Here is a 22,410-nt window from a genome sequence, read left to right as displayed (position 1 = left end):
GCGGCGGTCACAGCTCACAGGCGCGCGGTCGCCGCATGGCCACCAAGGGCCGGCCGCGCCCGGCTTCGGTCGAGGTGGCGCAAGCTCCGTCGCAGGACGACATTGGCGTCGAGGCCCGCGTGGTCGCCGGCATTCTGCTGAACGCGGCGCTCGAGAAGCGCAACGGTCTGGACGAGGCCCTGTCCCAGCCTGCCGCCCGCGCGCTTGAGCCCGTCGACCGCGCCTTCGCCCGCGCCGTGGCCATGGCGGCCCTGCGTCGCCTGGGCGAGATCGACCAGATCCTGAACCGACGTTTGCAGAAGTCGCCGCCCGAGGCCGTCCGCACCCTGATGCGCATCGCCCTGGCCCAGACCCTGGTGCTGGAGACGCCCGCCTTCGCCGCCGTCTCCACCGCCGTGAAACTGGCCGAGCGCGATCCCAAGACCCGTCCGTACAAGAACCTGGTCAACGCCGTGCTGCGCGGCGTGGGCCGCGAGGGCCCCGGCCTGACCACGGCCGAGAGCAACCTGCCCGACTGGATCGCCGCCCGCTGGAAGGCGACCTATGGCGAGGCCGCCCTGACCGGCCTGGCCCTGGCCGCGCGCGAAGAGCCGGCCACCGACCTCAGCCTGAAGCCTGGCGTCGATCCCGCCGCCGTGGCCGCCGCCGTCGAGGGCGAGGCGCTTGAGGGCGGCACCGTCCGCACCGGCCGCCGCGGCGACGTCGCGACCTGGCCCGGTTTCGACGACGGCGACTGGTGGGTGCAGGACGCCGCCGCCGCCGTCCCCGGCCGTCTGCTGGGCGTCAAGCCCGGCGAGACCGCCCTGGACATGTGCGCCGCCCCCGGCGGCAAGACCCTGCAACTGGCCGCCGCCGGCGCCTCGGTGGTCGCGCTCGACCGCTCGGCCCCGCGCTTGAAACGCCTGAGCCAGAACCTGGAGCGCACCGGCCTGACCGCCGAGGTGATCGCCGTCCCGGCCGAGGACTGGGACGACGACCGCAGCTTCGACGCCGTCCTGCTGGACGCGCCCTGCACCGCCACCGGCACCTTCCGCCGCAATCCGGAAGTCCTGCGCGCCACCAAGCCCGCGGAGGTCGCCAAACTGGCCGACGTCCAGCACCGGCTGCTCGACGTCGCCGCCGAACGGGTCAAGCCGGGCGGCCGGATGGTCTATTGCACCTGTTCCTTGGAGCGCGAGGAGGGCGAGACCCAGGTGATCGCCTTCCTGCGCCGCAACCCGGGCTTCCGCACCGTCGCGGCCGATCCCGCCGCCCTGGGCGCTCCGCCAGAAGCCCTGACGCCCGAAGGCTGGCTGCGCATCCTGCCCTCCATGTGGGCCGAACACGGCGGCCTCGACGGCTTCTTCGCCGCCAAGCTGGAACGGGTTTCCTGACGTCCAGCGCCTTGCCCCAGCGGGCAAGCCGTCCTATCCGAGGGGCCATGGCTTCTACCCCCCTGATCTGCCCGTCCATCCTCGCCAGCGATTTCGCGCGGCTGGGTGAAGAGGTCCGCGCGCTGGAAGCGGCGGGCGCCGACTGGATCCATGTCGATGTCATGGACGGCCATTTCGTGCCGAACATCACCCTGGGTCCGGACATCGTGAAGGCGATCCGGCCGCACACCAGCCTGCCGTTCGACGTCCACCTGATGGTCGCGCCGGTCGATCCGTGGCTGGAGGCCTATCGCGACGCCGGGGCCGACCTGCTGACCGTCCATCCCGAAAGCGGGCCGCACCTGCACCGCACCCTGGGCCGCATCCGCCAACTGGGCGCTAAGGCCGGGGTGGTGTTCAATCCGGCCACGCCTCTGTCGATCCTGGAAGAGGTCGTGGATCTGGTGGACCTGGTGCTGATCATGTCGGTCAATCCCGGCTTCGGCGGACAGAAATTCATCGACAGTTCGTTGCGCAAGATCGCCGGCGCCCGCGCCATTCTGGACCGCGCCGGATCGGCGGCCCATCTTCAGGTAGACGGCGGCGTGACCTCGGCTAATGCGGCGGCCTGCGTCGCCGCCGGGGCCGACGCCCTTGTGGCCGGCTCCTTCGTGTTCAAGGGTGATTATGCGACCAATATCGCCGCCCTGAAGGCCGTGCCGGCCGCCGCGTGAGCCCGATCGGTCCCTTCAGTCCGCGTAGCCAGGACGCGACGCCCGACGTCGCCTCCGGCCAGATCCCCGGCCTGGCCGGCGCCCCGGTCCGTACGCCTGTCCGTTCAGGGGCGACCGAGACCGGCCCCGGCCTGTGGCCGGCCATCGCCGGGCGGATCCTGACCCGCCAGCTGTGGATCGAACTGTACGGCCTGCCGGGCTATGGCCTGACGCTCAGCCCGGTGCTGGGCGGGGGCAAGGTCACGGCCTTTGCGGCCACGCCGCGCGACTTCCGGCCGCACGATCCGGCGCCGGGCAAGAATCTGCTGGTCGGCCGTTTCATCCTGGCGGGCGCCTCGATGGAGGTCGAGCCCCCGGCCGATCCCTGGAACCGCCCCAGCCCGTCGCGGCCCTTCGCCGTCGAACTGCACGCCTTCAGCTGGCTCCCGGCCCTGATGGCCCAGGGCGAGCGGGGCGCGCGCGAAGCCCTGCGTCTGACCCTGGCCTGGACCGACACCTTCGCCCGCTGGTCGCCTTTCGCCTGGGGTCCCGAAATCCTGCCGCGTCGGGTGATCAACCTGGCCTGCGCCGCCCGCAAGATGGGCGCGGTGGCGACCGAGGCCGAGCGGCTGAGGCTGGCCGACAGTCTGGCGCGCCAGACCCGACAGCTGCTGCGCCCGCCCGGCGGCCTGGCCTCCCGCGCCGAACGGCTGACGGCGGCGGCCATCGGCGGCTGCGTCCTGGCCGGCGCGCCGGGCCAAGGCCTGCGCCGTCGCGCCCTCGCCGGCTTGGCGGGCGCGCTGAAAACCACCGTCCAGCCCGACGGCGGCCACGCCTCGCGCAGTCCGGAAGCCGGGCTGGAGCTGCTGCTCGACCTTCTGACCCTCGACGACGCCCTGGCCCAGTTGTCCGAGCCGACGCCCGAGGCCGTGACCGGCGCCATCGCCCGCCTGACCGAGGGTCTGCGCCTGCTGACCCTGCCGGACGGCCGTCTGGCCAGCTTCCAGGGCGGAGGCCCGTCCACCGTCGCCCGCGTCGCCGCCGCCCGCGCCCATGACGAGGCCGCCACCGCCCGCACCAAGGCTGAGCCCGAGCATCCGCCCTTCGGCGCCGTCGCCGGCCTGACCCGGATCGCCAGTCCGCTGCTGACCATCCTCGCCGACGCCGCTGCGCCCGCGGCGGGCGCCTGGGGGGCGTCGGCCTGCGCCCAGCCGATGGCGCTGGAGATCGTCTGCGGCAAGGATCGTCTGATCACCGGCTCGGGCTGGACCCCGGCTTCGACGGATCGTCAGGCCTTGCGGCTGACGCCCGGCCATTCGACCCTGACCCTGGGCGAGCGGTCGCTGAACGAGCCCCTGGGCGGCTGGAAGGGCGAACTGCTGGGCCCGCGCCTGGTCGGCCCGCCGATCCATGTCACCACCGATCAACGCGACGGCGACGGCGCGGTCTGGCTGGACATGGAACATGATGGCTGGAACGAGGCCTTCGGCCTGAACCACCAGCGCCGCCTCTATCTGGACCAGCGGATGGACGAACTGCGCGCCGAGGAAAAACTGTTCCCGACGCCGGGCCGCAAGGAGATGATCCGCCAGATCGCGGCCCCCTACGCCATCCGCTTCCATCTGGAGCCGGGGGTCCAGGCCTCGCTGGCGCGCGACCGCCGCTCGATCCTGCTGCGCGGCGCCTCTGGCCGGGGCTGGTGGTTCCGCACCGACGGTCCCGATGTGGCCATCGAGCCCAGCGTCCATATCGACGCCGGCCTGACCCGCCGCTCGCTGCAGATCGTGGTGCGCGGCTCGGCCCGCACCGACAGCGAGAGCCGGATCCGCTGGAAGCTGAGCCCGGCGGGCGCGAGCGGCGATCCGACGTGACCGACGCCGGCCGCCTGTGGATCGTGCGCGGTCTGCATACGGCCATCTATATCGTCATGTCGGCGGCCTGTTTCGCCGTCCTCTATGCGGGGATCTCAGGCCAAAGCGGCGCCTGGCTTCACGTCGCCCTCGCCCTGGTGGCCATTGAGGTCGTGATCTTCGTCGGCTGCGGCCTGAAGTGTCCCCTGACCGCCGTCGCCGTCCGCTACGGCGCCCGGCCGGACGGTCCCTATGACACCTTCTTTCCCGAGCGATGCACCCGTCACACTTTTCGGGTCTTCGGTCCCCTGATCACGCTCGGACTGGTCCTCAACGCGCTTCGCTGGTTCGGCCTGCTCTGATCCGTCCGCATACGGGGTGACGCACAAGCGCCCCGGTGCTAGACGCCGCGCCATCCTCCCCCAGCCTTTACGGACGCCGCTTCATGCCCGCCGCTCCCGACTTCCCGCCCGCCCCCGACCGGGTCAAGCCGCAACGCGCCCTGATCTCCCTGTCCGACAAGGCCGGGCTGGAAGACGTCGCCCGCACTCTGAACGATCTGGGCGTCGAACTGGTCTCGACCGGGGGCACAAAGGCGGCGATCGGCAAACTGGGCCTGCCGGTCAAGGACGTGGCCGATCTGACCGGCTTCCCAGAGATGATGGACGGCCGGGTCAAGACCCTGCACCCCGTCGTCCACGGCGGCCTGCTGGGCGTGCGTGACGCGGCCGACCACGCCCAGGCCATGACCGACCACGGCATCGGCGCCATCGATATCGTCTGGATCGATCTCTATCCGTTCGAATCCACTGTTGCTGCGGGCGGATCGTTCGAGGCGGCGGTCGAGAATATCGACATCGGCGGTCCGGCCATGATCCGCTCGGGCTCCAAGAACCACGGCTATGTCGCCGTCGCCGTCGACGGCGAGAGCATCGGCCTGATCCTTGAGGCGCTGAAGGCGGAAGGCTCGACCGACCTGGCCCTGCGCAAGCGGCTGGCCGCCCGCGCCTTCGCCCGCACCGCCGCCTATGACGCCGCCGTCTCCGGCTGGTTCGCCCAGCAGGTCGAGGACGTCGCCCCGGCCCGCAAGTCGATCGCCGGTTCCCTGGCCCAGACCCTGCGCTACGGCGAAAACCCGCATCAGACCGGCGCCTTCTACCGCACCGGCGAGGCCCGTCCCGGCGTGGCCCATGCGACCCAGGTCCAGGGCAAGGAGCTGGGCTACAACAATATCGCCGACGCCGACGCCGCCTATGAGCTGGTGGCCGAGTTCGAACAGCCCGCCGTGGTCATCGTCAAACACGCCAACCCCTGCGGCGTGGCCGTGGGCAAGGACCTGTCGGAAGCCTACGCCCGCGCGCTGGAATGCGACGCCGTCTCCGCTTTTGGCGGCGTGATCGCGGTCAACCGGCCGCTGAACGGCGACGACGCCCGCGCCATCACCGGCATCTTCACCGAAGTGGTCATCGCGCCGGGCGCCGATGATGAAGCCAAGGAAGTCTTCGCCGCCAAGAAGAACCTGCGTCTGCTGATCACGGACGGCCTGCCGGACCCGCACGGGCCGGGCGAAGTGTTCCGCTCGGTCGCCGGCGGCTTCCTGGTCCAGAGCCGCGACCGGTCGCTGATCAAGCCGTCGGACCTGAAGATCGTCACCAAGCGCCAGCCGACCCCGACCGAAATCCAGGACATGCTGTTCGCCTTCACCGTGGCCAAACACGTCAAGTCCAACGCCATCGTCTACGCCAAGGACGGCCAGACCGCCGGCATCGGCGCCGGCCAGATGAACCGCCGCGACAGCGCCCGGATCGCCGCCATCCGCGCCAAGGAAGCCGGAGAAGCCAAGGGTCTGACCCAGTCCCTGGCTGAGGGGTCGGCCTGCGCCTCGGAAGCCTTCTTCCCCTTCGCCGACGGCCTGCTGGAAGCGGTCGCGGCCGGCGCCACGGCGGTGATCCAGCCTGGCGGCTCGATGCGCGACGCCGAGGTCATCGCCGCCGCGGACGAGAAGGGCATCGCCATGGCCTTCACCGGGGTGCGGGTCTTCCGGCACTGATGCTTGGAGAAGAAGGGCGCTACCGCTCGACGCGCGGCGTCTCGCTGCTTGAGCGCCCTTCTTCCCTGTGTTGACGTCCTCGCGTTCGTGACTGGACGCTGAAACAAGGGCGTGATGGTCTGCGGCTCCCCCGTTTCTGGAGCCGTCCCATGACCACCCTGATCCGCCCCGAAGGCCAGACCGCCGAAGATCTAAAGCTCAGCCGCCGGGCGGTGGGCGCCCTGGGGGGCCTGCTCTTCTCCGGCTATGCGGTCGCGGCCCTGGCCAAGGAGGCCCAGCCGATCACCACCGACGCGGCCGGGCTGGAGACGGCCGAGGTGACCTATCCGGCCCCCGACGGGTTCGAACTGCCCGCCTATGTGGCGCGGCCGGCGGGCGAGGGGCCTTTCCCGGTCGTGGTGGTGGTGTCCGAAATCTTCGGCGTTCACGCCTATATCAAGGACATCTGCCGTCGCCTGGCCAAACAGGGCTATGCCGCGATCGCCCCCGCCTTCTTCAACCGGGTCGAGGATCCGGCGCCCCTGTCCGACATGGGCCGGATCATGCAGATCGTCGGGGCGGCGAACTACGAACAGGTGATGGGCGATCTGTCGGCCACCCTGGAATGGGCCAGCCAGCAGCTGTGGGCGCGCGACGGCAAGGTCGGGATCACCGGCTTCTGCTGGGGCGGCAAGGTGGTGTGGCAGGCGGCGGCGCGGTTCGCCGTCATCGGCGCCGGCGTGGCCTGGTACGGTCGACTGGCGCCCGCCCCCGACGCGACCCCTGTCCAGGTCTCGTCCGGCCAGCCCTGGCCGGTCGATCTGGCCGACGACCTGAAGGCGCCGGTGCTGGGCCTGTACGGCGGCCAGGACCAGGGCATTCCCCTGGTCAGCGTCGAGCGTATGCGCGAGGCCCTGGCCCGCGCGGGCCAGACCGGCAGCCAGATCATCGTCTATCCCGACGCGCCCCACGGCTTCCACGCCGACTATCGCGCCAGCTACGCCGAGGCCGACGCCAAGGACGGCTGGGCCAAACTGCTCGCGGTCTTCGACAAATCTTTAAGAAGTTGAACTGCTACTGATGTGACACACTGCGGCGGGCTGTGTGTCGTGGAGGGTTGAAGGTGGCGAATTCTCGGTGGCGTAGGGCGATTCTGCTGGGTGCAGGCCTGTTGTTCCTTCCCCTTGCGGCCTGTGGCGGCGGGGGAGGCGGCGGCGGGGGCGGATCCGTGACGCCGGTCGTGCCGCCTCCTCCACCGCCTCCGCCGCCTCCACCTCCCCCGCCACCCCCGCCGCCGCCGCCCTCGGTGACGTCGAGCGAATATCTGCGGAACTATGGCGTGGCCAATATGAAGGCCGAGGTCGGCTGGCAGGCCGGCGCCACCGGGAGCGGCGTCACCGTCGCCGTGGTCGATTCCGGCGTCAGCAACAGCCAAGCGGATCTGGTCGGCCGTATTTCCAGCGCCTCGACCGACGTCGTCGTGGGCCGCAATACCCCCTATGTCGCCGACGACAGCCACGGGACTCTAGTGTCCGGCGTGATCGCCTCGAATTTCAACGGCCTGGGCTCGGTCGGGGTCGCCTATGAATCGACCATACTGTCGATCCGCGCCGACATTTCGGAGTGCGAGGATGAGGACGACGACGTCTGTTTCAACAGCTCGGATCTGGTTCGGGCTCTCGACTTCGCCGTGGCCAACGGGGTCAAGATCATAAACATGTCCCTGGGCGGCGACGGACGGTTCGGTTCCGCCTTCGAGGCGGCCCTGCTGCGCGCGGTCGATTCCGGCGCCGTCATCGTCGCCTCGTCGGGCAATGACGGCGAGGCCAACCCCGGCTGGCCGGCCCAATATGCGGTGGATCCCCGCTTCGCCGGCGGCGTCATCGCCGTGGGTTCGCACGGCGATAAGAATCTTATGTCGAGCTTCTCGAACCGCGCAGGGGTGACGGCCGCCGCCTATATCTCGGCGCCGGGCGAGGAAATCATCACCGGCTGCGATGGGACGAGTTGCTGGAACATCTCCGGCACCTCCTTCTCGGCGCCCCATGTCTCGGGCGCCCTGGCCCTGCTGATGGACGCCTTCCCCAATCTGTCGGCGCGCCAGGCCCTGGCTATTCTGATCGACACGGCGCGCGACGCCGGGGACCCAGGGACCGACATCGTCTATGGTCGGGGCCTGCTGGACCTGGCCAACGCCTTCCGACCGGCCGGCGCAACCTCTGTGCCGATGGCGAACGGCGCCTCCATCGTCGCCGAGACCGAGCCGGGCAGTTTCGTCGGCCCCGCCTTCGGCGACGCCTTCTCGCGCCAGACCGCCCTGGGGACCGTCCTGTTCGACGGCTATGACCGGATGTTCGCGGTCCAGCTGGGTGCAGCCTATCCGACGGCGCCCAGCCGCTCGTACCAGGCCGCCCCGTTCGAACCCAGCCGCACGGCGACCACGCAGTTGGCCCTGCCCAACGGCGGCCGGCTGAACCTGACCGCCTCCCAGCCGATCGCGACGCCCGAGCCCATCGCCCCGCGCTATGACCTGACCGACGCCCCCTGGCTGGGCGACGAGCCCCGGCAGGAGGCCATGCTGGGCCTGGAGATGGGCCGGCTGAGCTTCGCCACCTGGCAGGGCCGCGGCGGCGCGTCCTCGCCGTTCGACGGCGCGGCCGGCGACGGCTTCGCCGCCCTGGCCCAGGTCGATCACGCCGTGCGCGGCGCCGTGCGGTTCGGCGCCCTCACCCTGGCGGCCGAGAGCGGCGGCGGCGACCGCCGCATGCCCCTGCGCCGGGTCGAGGAAGAGGCCTCGACCTATAGCCGCGCCACCCTGGCCTGGCGCGGCGCCGACGGCGGTCTGTCGCTCAGCCTGGGCGCCCTGGACGAGCGTCTGGGGCCGCTCGGCGCCTTCCTGCCGGGCGGATCGGACTTCGCCCTGCCGTCGCGGACAAGCTTCTATGCGGTCGGCGGCGACTGGACCCTGCGGCCCGGCCTGGCCCTGATCGGCGAGGCCGGCCTCGGTTCGACCGAGACCGAAGGCCGTTTCCTGACGACGGACGGGGCGGCGATCAGCTCCAACTGGCGGCTGGCCCTGCTGACCGGCTGCACCGCCCTGTGCGACCGGATCAGCTTCACCGTGTCACAGCCGCTGCGGATCGAGCGCGGGACCTTCTCGGCCTGGCTGGCCGATGTCCCGGTCGAATATTTCGACCCCCTGACCTATTCCCGCCGTAGCTTCTCGGCGGCGCCCAGCGGGCGTCAGATCGACTTCATCCTGGGCGGCGAGCGTCGGCTGTGGGACGGCTCAAGCCTGTCGCTCCAGGCCGTCGCCAGCCGCGAACCGCGCCACGTCGCCGACGCTGCGCCCGAGTTCGCCCTGATCGGCGGGTGGCGGCGTCAGTTCTGAGGGGGCTGGTGAATCGTGAGTGGTAGCGAGGGGTGAGCGGCTTGCGGAGACACCGCAGCTCACTATTCACCCGTCACCAATCACCACTCACGTCCTGACATCAGGCCTTGCCGTCGAAGGCATGAGTCTCGGCCTCGGGCGCCGCGCCATAGGGATTGGCGGCCTGCGCGCCCGACCCCTTGGCCGCCACCACGACCATGGCCGGGCGGATGGTGCGGCCGAACAGTTCGAAGCCGGACTGCATGGTTTGCAGCACGGCGCCGCCCGGAACCGTGTCCGACGGCTGTTCGATCATGGCCTGGTGCAGATGGGGGTTGAAGGCCTCGCCGGCCTCGGGCGCGACCCGCTTCAGCCCATTGGTCTCGAACGCCTGCAGCAGGGCCTTCTGGGTCATTTCCAGACCGGTCACCAGGGCGACGGTCGGGCCGTCGGTGTCCTTGGGCGCCGCCATCAGGGCGCGTTCCAGATTGTCGGCCACGCCCAGCAGGTCCTTGGCGAAGCGCTGGATGGCGAAGGCGCGGGCGTCGTTCTGCTGCGTCTCGGCGCGGCGCTTCAGGTTCTCCATCTCGGCGGCGACGCGCAGGGCGCGGTCCTTCCACTCGTCGCGCTCGGCGATGACGGCGTCCAGCGGCGCCAGATTGTCCGAGGGATCGGCGTCCAGGCCGTGTTCGGCGTTGGCTTCCGCCATGTCGGCGTCCAGTTCGTTGAATTCGTCGTTAAGGGGCTTGTCGCTCACTTGTCGTTCCCGTCCAGCATCCGGCCCAGCACCCGGGCGGTATAGTCCACCAACGGAATGACACGGGCGTAGTTCAACCTTGCGGGCCCTATGACGCCGATGGCGCCCAGAACCCGCTGTCGGCCGCTCATATAGGGCGCAGCGATCACGGCGGAACCCGAAAGTGAAAACAACCGCGTTTCGGCGCCGATGAAAATTCGCACCCCCTGGGCCGCGTCCACCCCGTCCAGCAAGCCGATCAGCTGTTCCTTCTGCTCCAGATCGTCGAACAGGACCCGCACCCGCTCCAGATCCGCCAGGCCTTCGCCGTCCTGCAACAGGTTGGCGCGGCCCCGCACGATCAGGGCGCGCTCGCGGTCCGGACCGCCGGACCAGGCGGCGAACCCGTCCTCGACCAGGCGGGCGGCGGTCTGGTCCAGTTCGCGCCGCGCGATCTCCAGCTCCTGGGTCATCTCGCGCTTGGCGTCGGCGAAGGGCCGGCCGCGCAGGCGGGCGTTGAGGAAGTTGGACGCCTCGACCAGGGTCGAGGGCGTGACCCCGGCCGCCAGGGTCATGATCCGGTTCTCGACGGTGCCGTCGTCGGCGACGATGACCGCCAGGGCCTGATCCCCGCCCAGGGCCACGAACTCCACATGTTTGACCCCGGATTCGCGCACCGGGCTGGACACCACGCCCGCGCCCCCCGCCAGGCCGGACAACAGGTTCGACGCTTCGTCGAGGGCGGATTCGAAATTCCGCCCCCGCCCGGCCAGCCGCCCGTCGATCTCGCGCCGCTCCTCCTGGGTCAGGTCGCCGATCTCCAGCAGGCCGTCGACGAACAGGCGCAGGCCCGCATGGGTCGGGATCCGCCCCGCCGAGGTATGCGGCGCGGCCAGCAGCCCCGCCAGGGTCAGGTCCTGCATCGTATTGCGGATCGAAGCCGGCGACAGGGCGATCCCGCCCAACGACAGGGTCCGCGACCCGACCGGCTCGCCCGTCTCCAGATAGGACTCGACGATGCGCCGGAAGATGTCGCGCGCCCGTGCGTCCAGCCCCGCCAGCCCCGCAAAGGACTGGGCGCCGTCGAACGGCGGGGTTTTGGGGGCATACAGGCTCACGGTTTCAGGATAAGCACCGCCGCCTCAGCTTCCAAGGATTCATCTCAATGCGCCATTCGAAACGCACCGACGATCAACTGCGTCCCGTGACCATCGAGACCGGCGTCAACCGCTATGCCGAGGGTTCGTGCCTGATCACCTTCGGCCATACGAAGGTTCTGGTGACGGCCTCGGTCGAGGAAAGCATTCCCGGCTGGATGCGCGGCAAGGGCCAGGGCTGGGTCACCGCCGAATACGGCATGTTGCCCCGCGCCACCCACACCCGCGGCCGCCGCGAGGCCGCCGCCGGCAAACAGTCGGGCCGGACGCAAGAGATCCAGCGCCTGATCGGCCGCTCGCTCCGCGCCGTCGTCGATCTGAAGGCCCTGGGCGAGCGTCAGGTCGTGCTGGACTGCGACGTCATCCAGGCCGACGGCGGCACCCGCACCGCCTCCATCACCGGCGCCTGGGTCGCCATGGCCTCGGCCCTCAACTATCTGCGCGACGAAGGCGTGCTGAAGTCCGACCCGATCCTGGACCAGGTGGCGGCGGTGTCGTGCGGTGTCTGCGACGGCGTGCCGGTGCTGGACCTGGACTACGAAGAGGATTCCGAGGCCGAAGCCGATTCCAACTTCGTCCTGACCGGCGCAGGCCAGATCGTCGAGGTCCAGGCCACCGGCGAGAAGCGCGGCTTCTCCCGCGCCGAGTTCGACCGCCTCTTCTCCCTGGCCGAGATCGGCTGCACCGAACTGTTCGCCCTGCAAAAGGCGGCGCTGGAGGCGGTGCGCCGCTAAGCGCACCGACCTCTTCGCACCCGCGTCAGCCGACGCGGGGCGTCTTCAGGCGGCGCTTGTTCGAATGGGTGGGCGGCGCCGCCCCCAGGTCCTCGGGCACCTCGCCCTTGAAGTAGTAGCGCTGCCAGGCCTCCTTGGCCGCGTCCGGATCGCCGCCGGCCAGCCGCTGGTTGAAGTCGGTGCGGGCGCGGTTCCAGGCCTCGAACTGGCCCTTCATCACCGGATTGGATTCCAGGGTGCGGATCACCGGCTGGAACTGTTCGACCTTCTTGTGCTCGATCAGATTGATGAAGCAGAAGGGCTCGCCCTTCTCGAAGCTGATCCGGCCCGGCCGGGTGAAGATCCAGTTCATCGTGAAGGGGAAGGGCAGCCAGTCGGTCTCGATCAGGCCGACCAGCGGCTGGATCCCGTCCTTCAGGTGATTGGGCGACCCCGAACACATCATCCCCCAGCCCGGCGGCGTGCGGAACAGATACTGCGGGTGCATGGTCAGGACCCCGCGCGAAAAGTGCGAGGTGACGAAATGCGCCAGGTCGTGCTGGGGCCGATCCGGCGTGATGACGATGTCTTCCTGGCGCGGCCCGCCGTTCCACTCGGCCGAGAAGCCGAACGGGCACAGGATCTCCCACCCCGTGGTGTTGGCCATGTTCAGCGGCAGGCACCGATAGGGGTGGCGGCTGATGAAGGCGTCCATCCAGTTGCGCGACTGGCGGCCGGGCACGAGATCCGGCGGCCGGGCCGTCATCGGATAGCATTCCAGTTCCAGCGGGCGCGTCTGCACGGTATCGACCATGGAACCGTTCCTAACGCCGCAAACGCGACTGCTCAACCATGACGCCAGACTCCGTCCATGCCCCCGCCTTCGACCGTGACGCCCTGACCGCCTGGCTGGCCGAGAACGACGTCGCCCACACCACCCATGACCACCCGGCCGTCTTCCGCGTCGAGGAAGGCCTGGACCTCAAGGCCGACCTGCCCGGCGCCCACACCAAGAACCTGTTCCTGAAGGACCACAAGGGCCGCCTCTGGCTGATCTCGGCCCGCCAGGACACCGTCATCGACCTGAAACGCGCCGCCGCCGCCATGGGCTCGGGCCGTCTCTCCTTCGGAAACGAGACCCTGATGTTCGAAACCCTGGGCGTCCGCCCCGGCTCGGTCACCGCCCTGGCCCTGATCAACGACGCCGACCGCCGCGTGACCTTCGTCCTGGACCGCCGCCTGTGGGACGCCGACATCGTCAACTTCCACCCCCTGACCAATACGGCGACGACGGCCCTGGAGCAGACGGCGTTCCGACGGGTGCTGGCGCTGCTGGGGCGCGAGCCGGTGGTGGTGGATTTCGGGGCGCTGGGGTGAAGGCGGGGCGCGTGAACATCTAAACTACGCTGCCCCTCCCCACGCGCCTTCCGGCGAGGAGAGGTGACGCCGCCCTTCTTTCGTCATTCCGGGCGAAGCGTAGCGAAGACCCGGAACCCAGCGGCGCCGAAGGCGAAATCTATCCGCCGCACAATGTCTCAAGATCTAATCCGCGACAGTTTCGCGCTCTCGCGCGCCGCTGGGTTCCGGGTCTTCGGGCCAAGCGGCCCTTCGCCCGGAATGACGAAAGAGAAAGCGTTGCGCGCACAATGACGCTGGCCCGACTCAAACAATTCCAATGACTTGCAGATATCTGGCGCCCAGCGACCTACCGGTGGCCGGCGGCGTGAGATCATTCCGGCATGAGAACCGACGCCACAGCCCCCACCAACCCCCGCCTCGCCATGTTTGGCAGGTTTGGCGCCTTGGCACGGTGTTTTCGCGCCATTCGCGCCAGAACAGGCGCCCCGCGAAGAATAGACGAAAATAGACTCCATTTTTTTCGAGTGGATTCCGTCTATTTCGGCCCTCAGGCGCGCTCCGTCACAGCGCGACCAATTCGCCGCTTGATGCCGGGGCATCCCGACGCCATCTGGTCCGTTACGACCCTCGAGCCTGCACGGACTTAGCCATGACCCTGATCGACCCGACCCTGTCCCCCGGCCGCTCCGGCGACGACCTGATCAAGGAGGGCACGGACGCCTCCTTCATGACCGACGTCATCGAGGCCTCGCGCCATCAGCCGGTCATCGTCGATTTCTGGGCCACCTGGTGCGGGCCGTGCCGGACCCTGGGTCCGGCGCTGGAGAAGGGCGTGCGCGCCGCCAAGGGGGCGGTGAAGATGGTCAAGATCGATGTGGACGCCAATCCGGCCTATGCGGGCCAGCTGCGGGTGCAGTCGATCCCCACCGTCTACGCCTTCGTCAACGGCCAGCCGGTGGACGGCTTCCAGGGCGCGATCCCCGACAGCCAGATCAAGGCCTTCATCGACAAGCTGACCGGCGGTCAGGGGGGCTCGACCGAGACGACGCAACTGCTGGAACTGGGCGAGGAGTCGCTGGGCTTGAACGATTTCGGCGGCGCGGCCCAGGCCTTCGCCCATGTCCTGTCGATCGAGCCCGAGAACGAGAAGGCCATCGCCGGCATGGCGCGGGTCTATCTGGCCAACGGCGACCCTGAGCAGGCGCTGCAGACCATCGCCATGGCCCCCCAGGACTCCAAGGAGCCGACGGTCCAGAGCGTGCGCGCCCAGCTGGCCCTGGCCGCCAAGGCCCCGACCGGCGCTTTCGCCGAACTGGAGGCCAAGGTCGCCGCCGATCCGACCGACCACCAGGCCCGGTTTGACCTGGCCGAGGCCCAGAGCGCGGCCGGCGACTTCAAGGGCGCCGTCGACAATCTGCTGGCCATCATCCAGGCCGACCGCGAATGGAACGACCAGGCGGCGCGCAAACAGCTGCTGGTCATCTTCGACGCGGCCGGCGTCAGTTCCGACGTGTCCAAGGACGGCCGGCGTCGCCTGTCGTCCATCCTGTTCTCTTAAGCGCACCGGAGTCTTCATGCCCCAGGGCTATGTCAGGGCGCTCGACCTGCCGCAGGTGATCCCGGTCTTCCCGCTGGGCGGCGCCATCCTGCTGCCGCGCGGGCAACTGCCCCTGAACATCTTTGAGCCGCGCTATCTGAACATGGTGGACGACGCCATGGCCGGGGACCGGATCATCGGCCTGATCCAGCCCAAGGGCGGCGACCCGGCCCAGCCCGGCCTGTCGCCGGTCGGCTGCGCCGGGCGGATCACCAGTTTCGCCGAGACCTCGGACGGCCGGTATCTGATCACCCTGACCGGGGTGTCGCGGTTCCGCATCGCCGCCGAACTGCCGTCCAAGGCGCCCTATCGCCAGGTGCGCGCGGCCTTCGACGCCTATGAGGACGATCTGTCGCCCCCGCCGGAAGAACCGGACTTCGACCGCCACGCCTTCCTCGACGCCCTGCGCGCCTATATGGCCCACCGCCTGCTGGACATCGACTGGGAGACGGCCGAGACCGCGCCGATGGAGGCCCTGGTCAACAGCCTGTCGATGGCCCTGCCGTTCGAGCCGGCCGAGAAACAGGCCCTGCTGGAGGCCATGGGTCTGATGCCCCGCGCCGAGGCCCTGACCGCCCTGCTCCGCATCGACGCCGCCGACGCCGGCGACGACGCCGCGCCTTCGATCCAGTAGCGCAATGCGACGAGCCACCCTACAACGGCCTCAAGTAGCGCCAGCGCGATAGGCCCAAAAAATGAGTGACGCCTTCAACACCCCTGTTTCGGTCGATCCCCGCCTGCTTGAGGTGCTGGTCTGCCCGGTCACGCGCGGCAAGCTGACCTACGACCGCGATGCGGGCGAACTGATCTCGGCCGGCGCCAAACTGGCCTATCCGATCCGCGAGGGCGTGCCGATCATGCTGGCCGAGGAAGCCCGTCCGCTGGACTGAGCCTTAGCCGGCGACCCTTCACTGGCCCTGAGCGCGGCGCGCCAAACGGGCCTCAAGTAGCGCGAAGCGCGATAGGCCCAAGCATGACACTCAAAGTCGCCATCCAGATGGACCCGATCGAGGCCGTCGACATCGCCGGGGACACCAGCTTCCTGATGGCCGAGACGGCCCAGGCGCGCGGGCACCGGCTGTGGGTCTATGACTTCCGCACCCTGGCCCTTGAGGAGGGCCGCCTCTACTGCCGCGCCCGGCCGATCACCGTGCGGCGCGAGGTCGGCAACCACGTCGACTTCGGCGACTGGGTGAAGCTGGACCTGGCCGAGGACGTGGACGTCATCCTGATGCGCCAGGATCCGCCGTTCGACATGGCCTATGTCACCGCCACCTATCTGCTGGAGACGGTCCATCCGAAGACCCTGGTCGTCAACGACCCGGCCCAGGTGCGCTCGGCGCCCGAGAAGCTGCTGGTCACCGCCTTCCCCGGGCTTCAGCCCCCGACCCTGATCTCGGCCGACCCCGTCGCCCTGGACGCCTTCCACAAGACGCACGGCGAGGTCGTGCTGAAGCCTCTGCACGGCAACGGCGGTTCGGGCGTGGTCAAGCTGCGCGCCGACGACCCCAATCTGGACGCCCTGATCGAGATCCACGCCGTCGGCAGCCGCGATCCGCTGGTGATCCAGAAATTCATCCCTGCCGTGTCCAAGGGCGACAAGCGCATCCTGCTGATCGACGGCGAGCCGGTGGGCGCGATCAACCGCGTGCCGGCGGCCGGCGCCGTCCGCTCCAACCTGCACGTCGGCGGCACGGCCATGCCGGTCGAACTGACCCCGCGCGACCTGGAGATCTGCGCCGCCATCGGCCCGACCCTGAAGGAGCGCGGACTGATCTTCGTCGGCATCGACGTGATCGGCGATTATCTGACCGAGATCAACGTCACCTCCCCCACCGGCGCCCAGCAGCTGAAGACCTTCACGGGCGTCGACGCCACGGCCCTGATGTGGGACGTGATCGAGAAGAAGCGCGCCGCGCAGGTTGCGTAACACCCCTTGCGCTAGAGCAGGGTTCATGCTTCGTTCTCTCCAGCGGAGGGAACGCCATGGTCGCGCGGGTTGTCACAGTCGCCTTTGACGGGGTCGAGGCTCGGCGCGTGGACGTCGAGGTCCAGCTGGTCGGCCAGGATCAGCAGACCGTCTTCAACATCGTCGGGCTGCCGGACAAGGCTGTGGCCGAGAGCCGCGAACGGGTGCGCGGAGCCTTCGCCGGCATAGGCCTGGCCCTGCCGTCGCGGCGGATCATCGCCAATCTGGCCCCCGCCGACCTGCCCAAGGAGGGCAGTCATTTCGACCTGCCCATCGCCCTGGCCCTGATGGCGGCCATGGGGGTGATCGCCCCCGACGCCCTGGACGGCTGGGCCGCCATCGGCGAACTGGGTCTGGACGGGCAGATCGCACGGGTGGGCGGCGCCCTGCCGGCCGCCGTGGCCGCCGACGCCATGGGCCTGGGCCTGATCTGCCCCGAGGCCACGGGGCCAGAGGCGGCTTGGGCCGGCGGGGCCCGCATCCTGGCGCCCCGGTCGCTGATCGCCCTCGTCAACCACTTCAAGGGAACCCAGGTCCTGCGCGCGCCCGAGCCCGGCCCGCTGGCCAGCGGCAAGGCCGTGCCCGACCTGCGCGAGGTCAAGGGCCAGGAGGGCGCCAAGCGGGCGCTGGAGATCGCGGCGGCCGGCGGCCACAACCTGCTGTTCATCGGCCCGCCGGGGTCGGGCAAGTCGATGATGGCGCAACGCCTGCCCGGCCTCCTGCCGCCCCTGACCTCGCAGGAGCTACTGGAGACCTCGATGGTCTGGTCGGTCGCCGGCCTGATCGAACGGGGGGCTCTGACCCGGGACCGACCGTTCAGAAGCCCTCATCACTCCGCCTCGATGGCCGCCCTGACCGGCGGAGGGCTGCGGGCCAAGCCGGGCGAAGCCTCTTTGGCCCACAACGGCGTCCTCTTCCTCGACGAACTGCCCGAGTACAGCGCCATTATGGAGCATTTACACCTAGCGCTGGGCTGACTAAGTAGCTGTTCTTGCTACGTTCTTCCGTATGGAAAACGTCAAACTTGAACGGCCGAACACCGTCGCCGGCCTCGTTGAGAAGCGGGGCGAACTGGCCAAGCGCCTCAAGCTTCTACGCGCCGAAGAGAAGAAGGTCGTCTGCGATCTGGATCATGTGGACGCTGCGATCCGGCTCTTTGATCCGGCAGCGGACACCGACCGTATCGTCCGCTACCCGACGAAGCACCGCGCCAAGAAGGGGGAGGTTGTGAGGCTGGTTGTCCGATCTCTGCGGGCGAGCGACCACCCGCTTACGGCACTCGACCTCGTGCATATCCAGATCAAAGAACGGAGACTCAACGCGGATGACGCGACGGTCGTCATCATGCGTAAGCGGGTCGGCGCCTGCCTGACAAAGCTGCGGGCGGATGGCTACGTCCGCAACGTGCCGGGGACTGGACTCTACAAGCTGTGGGAGTTGGCCCGATGAACGCGCCCATGAGGTTCTGGCGCGGACAGCGCCTGTATCAGATCGCTCCGGCGCACGAAGGCGGCGGGTTCATCGGCCTGTGCGACGGCCGGGTCGTGGCGACGGCACAGGATCGGCCGTCCGTGATGCGGATCATATTGATGACTATGGCTTGGAGACCGGCATGACTGACGCGTTAGACCTCATCCATCAGATCGTCGAAGCGGAACCCTCGATTCTCAACGACGCCGTATTCGAACGAGTGCTGAATCTTCTAGTCGAATCGGTGTCGTTGTGAAGGTGCCGGGATTAGGAGTGTTCGACGCCACCGAGGTCGAGAGCGGGCTGATGTTCCAGTTCTATGCAGACGACTAGCCGTAGGGTCGGGTCCCGTAGCATCGCGGATATTGTGAACAGCCCCAGAATAGCTTGCCGCGATTGCGGCCTCGCTTAGCTGCGCGCGGAGTCATCCGGTTTTTACAGCGTGGGCAAGTGACCCCGGAAACAGGCGTTGCCGGCGGCGCGGGACGCTTGGGCGTAGGCAGCGGCGCTGGCAACGCTGATGGCTGTGGTGAAGGTGGAGGCGTTGGTGTCGGAGCAAGCTTCGTCATCACCACCGTTACGGCGTAGCCAGATGCGATCCCGACGCCGATGGCTCCAAGCCATGTCCAAGACCCGCCACGCTTCACTCCGCCATGCCATGAGCAAGCGCCGGGTCTTCCAATCGATGGAGATGCCCAACCGTCTCGACATCGTGCAGGTCCATTAAGTGGTGCCAGCACTACGAGCGCCAAGAACCACATAATAACACCCACGACGAGTGGTAGCCACCAAGCGTTCGCCAGCCAGCTTCGAGCACTCGACGGTGTAGTAGTGGGGATGCCGCTCACTTTACTCAGATTGCTTGTGGGTGCCGAAAGCTAGGCCTTTGATCAGGTCCTCATTTACCTTTGGACCCGCCAATTCAGTCCCTGATGCTAACTTCTCGCGGCGCCATCTAAGAGATTTTGCCGCGCCAACCGAGCCCATCATCATGTAGGGTTTTGCAGCCCCAAGTAGCTGGTCTTGTGCGCCAAAGACATTCGCCGACGCCTTCATCACCGCCACATATTTGGATGGTGGTGCGTCTCGATCCATCATGAAGGTGGTCTTAGCCTGCAACAATGAGCGAAGCCGGTCCTCCACAGTCTCTGAGGCTTTATGAAAGCGTGGGCCAAAGAGAAAATAAGCATCGGTCTTGGCTGCCCAGAACTCCCTCAATGCCGCTGTCGGCGGGTCACGGGTGACCTGTTCAAAAGTCAAAGCGAGTATTTCACTGTGCCGGGTGCCTATGGCGTTGTTGAGCGCGAGATAGGCTGCAAGCCGTCGATCAAACAGATCGACAGCCAATTTGTGCTTCGCGGTGCGCCACTGTTGCCAAGCGACATACGCCACCACAATCGCCGCAAATGATGAGGCGATCGCGGGCGCAATTGAAACGGTTAGGGCGGTCACGGCAGTGATGTTGGCCTACAATCTGCGCAAGGTCCGACGTTGTCATACCGAGGACCAAGAGACTTCATGAACATGTCGGCTTGTTCGAATGTCTCAAAGGGCGGAGACCAGTAGGTCGGACCATTGCCCTTCTGCTGATTTTCCTGACCCAGCCCATTTCGGCAATGCTTGCACTCACCCGCATGAATGCGCGCGCGTTTGGAGGGCGGGATGACTTTCACATAGTATGGCACGGCCAACTATCTCCGGTTGCCCGCCGGTATGCAATACGCTTGACGTAGCGCCGATCTACGAGCCCCTACCTGTTCTGGGCTGTCGATCTAACGGTCGAAAAAGCGTCCCGGCTCAACGTCGAATAGCTCGGATAGCTGCACCAGCAGCCCGACGCTGGGGTAGCTCTGTCCGCGTTCGATGCGGCCGATCTGCCGGACGTCGAGATCGGTTTCAGCCGCGAGTCCTTCTTGGGTCCAACCTCTCTCCTTGCGGAGACGGCGGACGTTCCCGCCGATGATTTGTGCCCAGCCCATCCGCGCGATGGGTTTAACGAAATGGCCATCAATCCAAGGACATTAGATGTCCTATTGATCCATTCGGGAGGGTTTGATGGCTGGTCAGTTCCTTTGCACGTCGTGCGGCACGGTCGGAAAGCCGAGAGTGCGTAATCGCGGCAGTAGCGCGATCGAGATCATTCTCTGGCTTTGCTTCATCTTCCCCGGCCTTCTCTACACGCTGTGGCGGATGGGTCGGAAGGACAGCTACTGCCGGGCCTGTAAGGCTCCGACGATGATCCCAGCGGATTCGCCGATGGCGCGCCAGTATCTCGGCGCGGGTGTGAGTAGGGGGCTCTACCAATGAGGAGCACGCTGGCGCTGATCGCAGCTGTATCCCTCTCTCCTCCGCCAGCAGCGGCGCAGGACACGATGGCCTACTACACATTCCAAGGACGCGATGCCGTGGTGACGTGCGGTCACGGTCGCTCGGGCGCCCGTGTTGTTCGCACGATATTCAAACAGAGATCAGGATGGTTCGAGCGCGATCTGAGCCCGACGGACTCGACGTGGGTCTCCTCAGGCTGCGCCGGCTATATCGCCGAACAGAGCCGGATCATTTCGCCGGAGGAGTCGCGAGAGCGTTTGAACGCAATCTTGAATCCGCCCCCGCCTCGGTCTTCTGAGGAGATCATCCGGAGCATCAAGGAGACGGTCTGCTCGGCCCACCCCGAACACAGAGACTGCGCTGACAGGTGAGGAGGAGACTCCCACCGGCCAGCGAGATGGCGCAATTCTTGACAATTCATCGGTATTTGTTACGATGCGTGCCTATCGCCTTCGGCGATTTAGATCGGCGCATGGGCCGGCCGTTGCGAGACGGTAATCTCGTTTTCAAAACAGGTGAAGAGATGGACATGAGATGGCGCGCCATGCCATGGCGCCAGCAGGTCTTGCATTGGATTTGCAAGGCACTTGATGTGCAAGTGATCTGCAAGGAAGGGTGGTGCTTCGGCGCGACTTACGACAAGTGCCGTAAGGATTATTGAACTGGCGTGAACTCCGGGCTACCGAGTAAGCGTTCGACTAAGATTTCGTCTGCTTCAGGATGAAGCCCTTTTCCTTTAGACCAGTTTCCGCTCACTTCGACGACCATCCATTTGTCGTCTTTGTCATGATCTGTTTTCAGCAGGGTGTTCACCACTTGGCCTGGGCTCGATGTGGTTTCCAACAACCACGTCGATAAGAGAACCCGAGTTGCGTGCCCGTGCTCTGCCAACGCCGCTTTTATGGCGGCGTAGTTTCTGTTTCCGGTAAGGTCATAGCTGACGAGATATGCGGTCATAGAGCATCTTGATCACACGACGCCTAATTCCCGGTTACCAACAATCGTGCTGATTGCAGTCCGACGGGGCCAACGAGTGTCTATGTGGCGACGGATAGAAAACCGAACGGTGAGGTGTCTGCGGTGATTAGAGCCTGTGATGTTGGATGGCTCATAGGCCGTCCTCGGCTGACATACGGGCATTTGGAAACGGACGTCCGGCTGTTCGGAAAGAGGTCGTAGGCACCCGCACGAACGATCTTTGTAACGCTGTCCGAAAGAAAGAGGATTTCGTCCTCGCCATCGATCCGAGGTGTCAGATCGATGAGGTTTTGGGAATTCTCTGCCGCCCACACACTGTGGAACTCGGCTTCCGTATATTTTCCATTGTCCCAGATCATCCAGCCGCAGATGCGACGACCACCAGCCCGCCGAACCTGTTCGAGGACGTTGTTGTGGCAGAAGCCTGCCTTATAGTCGGCGCTGACGTTCGTGAAAGGCAGGAACACAGGAGCATCAAGACTGATCGTCTTGCAGAACTTCGTGATAGTATGACGAAGAGGCTTCGTAGGGGTCGTGATCTTCGGCGAAGCCACAGCGTAGAGCGCGCGGATAGCCTCGGTCAGGTTCCAGTTCTGCGCTGGAAGCGCGGGCTTGGGTTCATGGTCGATGACGACTCCTTTCATTTTTCGGCGTTTCGCTTCGCCCATGCTGATCCACCAAAAATGATAATGCGCGCCGATAAGTGACGTTAAGTCGCCTCGTAGGGCAGAGGATGTGTCACGCCGTCTCTTACATACTCCTCTGGGATATCCACCAACCGATCGAGGC

General features: G+C 67.3%; 24 protein-coding genes and 1 pseudogene. 17 read left to right on the top strand and 8 right to left on the bottom strand.

What is annotated here, in order from left to right; translation table 11 throughout:
- Positions 1 to 35 precede the first annotated feature (35 nt).
- From ACW170_RS04305 to ACW170_RS04275, 7 genes are all read left to right on the top strand, one after another.
- Entirely contained in the window at positions 36 to 1,373 is a 1,338-nt protein-coding gene (locus ACW170_RS04305; protein WP_492088449.1) for an RsmB/NOP family class I SAM-dependent RNA methyltransferase, read from the top strand.
- 47 nt (positions 1,374 to 1,420) lie between these two features.
- Positions 1,421 to 2,086, top strand: a complete 666-nt coding sequence (gene rpe, locus ACW170_RS04300; protein WP_492088448.1) for a ribulose-phosphate 3-epimerase — start codon at positions 1,421 to 1,423, stop codon at positions 2,084 to 2,086.
- Positions 2,083 to 3,936, top strand: coding sequence for a heparinase II/III family protein (locus ACW170_RS04295; RefSeq protein ID WP_492088447.1), 1,854 nt, complete (start codon positions 2,083 to 2,085; stop codon positions 3,934 to 3,936). Before rpe ends, ACW170_RS04295 begins: the two co-directional genes overlap by 4 nt.
- Positions 3,933 to 4,277, top strand: a complete 345-nt coding sequence (locus tag ACW170_RS04290) for a hypothetical protein (RefSeq protein ID WP_492088446.1) — start codon at positions 3,933 to 3,935, stop codon at positions 4,275 to 4,277. Before ACW170_RS04295 ends, ACW170_RS04290 begins: the two co-directional genes overlap by 4 nt.
- A gap of 83 nt (positions 4,278 to 4,360) precedes the next feature.
- Positions 4,361 to 5,965, top strand: coding sequence for a bifunctional phosphoribosylaminoimidazolecarboxamide formyltransferase/IMP cyclohydrolase (gene purH, locus ACW170_RS04285; RefSeq protein ID WP_492088445.1), 1,605 nt, complete (start codon positions 4,361 to 4,363; stop codon positions 5,963 to 5,965).
- 149 nt (positions 5,966 to 6,114) lie between these two features.
- The gene (locus ACW170_RS04280) at positions 6,115 to 7,014 is read left to right on the top strand and encodes a dienelactone hydrolase family protein (RefSeq protein WP_492088444.1); all 900 of its coding nucleotides are present in this window, start codon (positions 6,115 to 6,117) and stop codon (positions 7,012 to 7,014) included.
- A 236-nt stretch (positions 7,015 to 7,250) separates the two neighbouring features.
- Positions 7,251 to 9,335 carry a S8 family peptidase gene (locus ACW170_RS04275; RefSeq protein ID WP_492088443.1) on the top strand — a complete coding sequence of 695 codons (2,085 nt, stop codon included), beginning with the start codon at positions 7,251 to 7,253 and terminating at the stop codon, positions 9,333 to 9,335.
- 100 nt (positions 9,336 to 9,435) lie between these two features.
- Here the strand turns inward: ACW170_RS04275 and grpE are convergent, their stop codons facing one another.
- Both grpE and hrcA read right to left on the bottom strand, forming a co-directional pair.
- On the bottom strand, positions 9,436 to 10,023 hold the full coding sequence (grpE, locus tag ACW170_RS04270; protein ID WP_492089137.1) for a nucleotide exchange factor GrpE: 588 nt from the start codon (positions 10,021 to 10,023) through the stop codon (positions 9,436 to 9,438).
- Between the two features lie 44 nt (positions 10,024 to 10,067).
- A complete protein-coding gene (gene hrcA / locus ACW170_RS04265; protein ID WP_492089136.1) occupies positions 10,068 to 11,162 on the bottom strand; it encodes a heat-inducible transcriptional repressor HrcA in 1,095 nt (364 codons plus the stop codon).
- 53 nt (positions 11,163 to 11,215) lie between these two features.
- Between hrcA and rph the strand changes: the two genes are divergently transcribed.
- Positions 11,216 to 11,941: a ribonuclease PH gene (gene rph / locus ACW170_RS04260; protein ID WP_492088442.1), complete on the top strand. Its 726-nt coding sequence runs from the start codon at positions 11,216 to 11,218 to the stop codon at positions 11,939 to 11,941.
- Positions 11,942 to 11,966: 25 nt separating this feature from the next.
- On the opposite strand, the gene ACW170_RS04255 is transcribed toward rph, so the two are convergent.
- Positions 11,967 to 12,734, bottom strand: coding sequence for a DUF6065 family protein (locus tag ACW170_RS04255; protein WP_492088441.1), 768 nt, complete (start codon positions 12,732 to 12,734; stop codon positions 11,967 to 11,969).
- Positions 12,735 to 12,772: 38 nt separating this feature from the next.
- On the opposite strand from ACW170_RS04255, the gene ACW170_RS04250 reads away from it, so the two are divergent.
- From ACW170_RS04250 to ACW170_RS04215, 8 genes and pseudogenes are all read left to right on the top strand, one after another.
- The gene (locus ACW170_RS04250) at positions 12,773 to 13,297 is read left to right on the top strand and encodes a prolyl-tRNA synthetase associated domain-containing protein (protein ID WP_492088440.1); all 525 of its coding nucleotides are present in this window, start codon (positions 12,773 to 12,775) and stop codon (positions 13,295 to 13,297) included.
- Between the two features lie 631 nt (positions 13,298 to 13,928).
- Entirely contained in the window at positions 13,929 to 14,837 is a 909-nt protein-coding gene (locus tag ACW170_RS04245) for a tetratricopeptide repeat protein (protein ID WP_492088439.1), read from the top strand.
- Between the two features lie 16 nt (positions 14,838 to 14,853).
- A complete protein-coding gene (locus tag ACW170_RS04240) occupies positions 14,854 to 15,510 on the top strand; it encodes an LON peptidase substrate-binding domain-containing protein (RefSeq protein WP_492088438.1) in 657 nt (218 codons plus the stop codon).
- 61 nt (positions 15,511 to 15,571) lie between these two features.
- Positions 15,572 to 15,766: a Trm112 family protein gene (locus tag ACW170_RS04235; protein ID WP_183197330.1), complete on the top strand. Its 195-nt coding sequence runs from the start codon at positions 15,572 to 15,574 to the stop codon at positions 15,764 to 15,766.
- An 83-nt stretch (positions 15,767 to 15,849) separates the two neighbouring features.
- Positions 15,850 to 16,806, top strand: a complete 957-nt coding sequence (gene gshB / locus ACW170_RS04230; RefSeq protein ID WP_492088437.1) for a glutathione synthase — start codon at positions 15,850 to 15,852, stop codon at positions 16,804 to 16,806.
- A 56-nt stretch (positions 16,807 to 16,862) separates the two neighbouring features.
- Positions 16,863 to 17,783 (top strand): annotated as a pseudogene (locus ACW170_RS04225) (YifB family Mg chelatase-like AAA ATPase); the annotation flags it as partial.
- Between the two features lie 70 nt (positions 17,784 to 17,853).
- Positions 17,854 to 18,294 (top strand): hypothetical protein, encoded by a 441-nt coding sequence (locus tag ACW170_RS04220; RefSeq protein ID WP_492088436.1) that lies wholly within the window; start codon positions 17,854 to 17,856, stop codon positions 18,292 to 18,294.
- Entirely contained in the window at positions 18,291 to 18,461 is a 171-nt protein-coding gene (locus tag ACW170_RS04215; RefSeq protein WP_492088435.1) for a hypothetical protein, read from the top strand. The genes ACW170_RS04220 and ACW170_RS04215 overlap by 4 nt, the downstream gene beginning before the upstream one ends.
- A gap of 183 nt (positions 18,462 to 18,644) precedes the next feature.
- Here ACW170_RS04215 and ACW170_RS04210 read toward each other — a convergent pair whose 3' ends face one another.
- The 3 genes from ACW170_RS04210 to ACW170_RS04200 all read right to left on the bottom strand — a co-directional run bounded on the left by ACW170_RS04210 (position 18,645) and on the right by ACW170_RS04200 (position 20,294).
- Positions 18,645 to 19,076, bottom strand: coding sequence for a DUF3761 domain-containing protein (locus ACW170_RS04210; protein WP_492088434.1), 432 nt, complete (start codon positions 19,074 to 19,076; stop codon positions 18,645 to 18,647).
- An 88-nt stretch (positions 19,077 to 19,164) separates the two neighbouring features.
- Positions 19,165 to 19,767 (bottom strand): hypothetical protein, encoded by a 603-nt coding sequence (locus ACW170_RS04205; protein ID WP_492088433.1) that lies wholly within the window; start codon positions 19,765 to 19,767, stop codon positions 19,165 to 19,167.
- Positions 19,768 to 20,087: 320 nt separating this feature from the next.
- Positions 20,088 to 20,294: a helix-turn-helix domain-containing protein gene (locus ACW170_RS04200; protein ID WP_492088432.1), complete on the bottom strand. Its 207-nt coding sequence runs from the start codon at positions 20,292 to 20,294 to the stop codon at positions 20,088 to 20,090.
- Positions 20,295 to 20,370: 76 nt separating this feature from the next.
- Here ACW170_RS04200 and ACW170_RS04195 point away from each other — a divergent pair, with 76 nt between their 5' ends.
- Positions 20,371 to 20,622 (top strand): hypothetical protein, encoded by a 252-nt coding sequence (locus tag ACW170_RS04195; RefSeq protein WP_492088431.1) that lies wholly within the window; start codon positions 20,371 to 20,373, stop codon positions 20,620 to 20,622.
- Between the two features lie 675 nt (positions 20,623 to 21,297).
- Here ACW170_RS04195 and ACW170_RS04190 read toward each other — a convergent pair.
- Both ACW170_RS04190 and ACW170_RS04185 read right to left on the bottom strand, forming a co-directional pair.
- Positions 21,298 to 21,600, bottom strand: coding sequence for a hypothetical protein (locus ACW170_RS04190; RefSeq protein WP_492088430.1), 303 nt, complete (start codon positions 21,598 to 21,600; stop codon positions 21,298 to 21,300).
- An 80-nt stretch (positions 21,601 to 21,680) separates the two neighbouring features.
- Positions 21,681 to 22,289 carry a hypothetical protein gene (locus ACW170_RS04185; protein WP_492088429.1) on the bottom strand — a complete coding sequence of 203 codons (609 nt, stop codon included), beginning with the start codon at positions 22,287 to 22,289 and terminating at the stop codon, positions 21,681 to 21,683.
- Between the last annotated feature and the right edge of the window lie 121 nt (positions 22,290 to 22,410).

It is taken from the genome of Brevundimonas sp. FV2ps16, assembly GCF_058681075.1.
The sequence above is the reverse complement of the archived record's forward strand: the minus strand, read 5'-3'. Positions and strand labels throughout refer to the sequence as shown.

Excerpts from the sequence above, each read along its gene's own strand:
- ACW170_RS04305 (WP_492088449.1), top strand. The coding sequence starts at position 36 with ATGGCCACCAAGGGCCGGCCGCGCCCGGCTTCGGTCGAGGTGGCGCAA.
- rpe (WP_492088448.1), top strand. The coding sequence starts at position 1,421 with ATGGCTTCTACCCCCCTGATCTGCCCGTCCATCCTCGCCAGCGATTTC.
- purH (WP_492088445.1), top strand. The coding sequence starts at position 4,361 with ATGCCCGCCGCTCCCGACTTCCCGCCCGCCCCCGACCGGGTCAAGCCG.
- ACW170_RS04280 (WP_492088444.1), top strand. The coding sequence starts at position 6,115 with ATGACCACCCTGATCCGCCCCGAAGGCCAGACCGCCGAAGATCTAAAG.
- grpE (WP_492089137.1), bottom strand. The coding sequence starts at position 10,023 with ATGGCGGAAGCCAACGCCGAACACGGCCTGGACGCCGATCCCTCGGAC.
- rph (WP_492088442.1), top strand. The coding sequence starts at position 11,216 with ATGCGCCATTCGAAACGCACCGACGATCAACTGCGTCCCGTGACCATC.
- ACW170_RS04255 (WP_492088441.1), bottom strand. The coding sequence starts at position 12,734 with ATGGTCGATACCGTGCAGACGCGCCCGCTGGAACTGGAATGCTATCCG.
- ACW170_RS04250 (WP_492088440.1), top strand. The coding sequence starts at position 12,773 with ATGACGCCAGACTCCGTCCATGCCCCCGCCTTCGACCGTGACGCCCTG.
- ACW170_RS04245 (WP_492088439.1), top strand. The coding sequence starts at position 13,929 with ATGACCCTGATCGACCCGACCCTGTCCCCCGGCCGCTCCGGCGACGAC.
- ACW170_RS04240 (WP_492088438.1), top strand. The coding sequence starts at position 14,854 with ATGCCCCAGGGCTATGTCAGGGCGCTCGACCTGCCGCAGGTGATCCCG.
- ACW170_RS04235 (WP_183197330.1), top strand. The coding sequence starts at position 15,572 with ATGAGTGACGCCTTCAACACCCCTGTTTCGGTCGATCCCCGCCTGCTT.
- gshB (WP_492088437.1), top strand. The coding sequence starts at position 15,850 with ATGACACTCAAAGTCGCCATCCAGATGGACCCGATCGAGGCCGTCGAC.
- ACW170_RS04220 (WP_492088436.1), top strand. The coding sequence starts at position 17,854 with ATGGAAAACGTCAAACTTGAACGGCCGAACACCGTCGCCGGCCTCGTT.
- ACW170_RS04215 (WP_492088435.1), top strand. The coding sequence starts at position 18,291 with ATGAACGCGCCCATGAGGTTCTGGCGCGGACAGCGCCTGTATCAGATC.
- ACW170_RS04210 (WP_492088434.1), bottom strand. The coding sequence starts at position 19,076 with ATGTGGTTCTTGGCGCTCGTAGTGCTGGCACCACTTAATGGACCTGCA.
- ACW170_RS04200 (WP_492088432.1), bottom strand. The coding sequence starts at position 20,294 with ATGGGCTGGGCACAAATCATCGGCGGGAACGTCCGCCGTCTCCGCAAG.
- ACW170_RS04195 (WP_492088431.1), top strand. The coding sequence starts at position 20,371 with ATGGCTGGTCAGTTCCTTTGCACGTCGTGCGGCACGGTCGGAAAGCCG.
- ACW170_RS04190 (WP_492088430.1), bottom strand. The coding sequence starts at position 21,600 with ATGACCGCATATCTCGTCAGCTATGACCTTACCGGAAACAGAAACTAC.
- ACW170_RS04185 (WP_492088429.1), bottom strand. The coding sequence starts at position 22,289 with ATGGGCGAAGCGAAACGCCGAAAAATGAAAGGAGTCGTCATCGACCAT.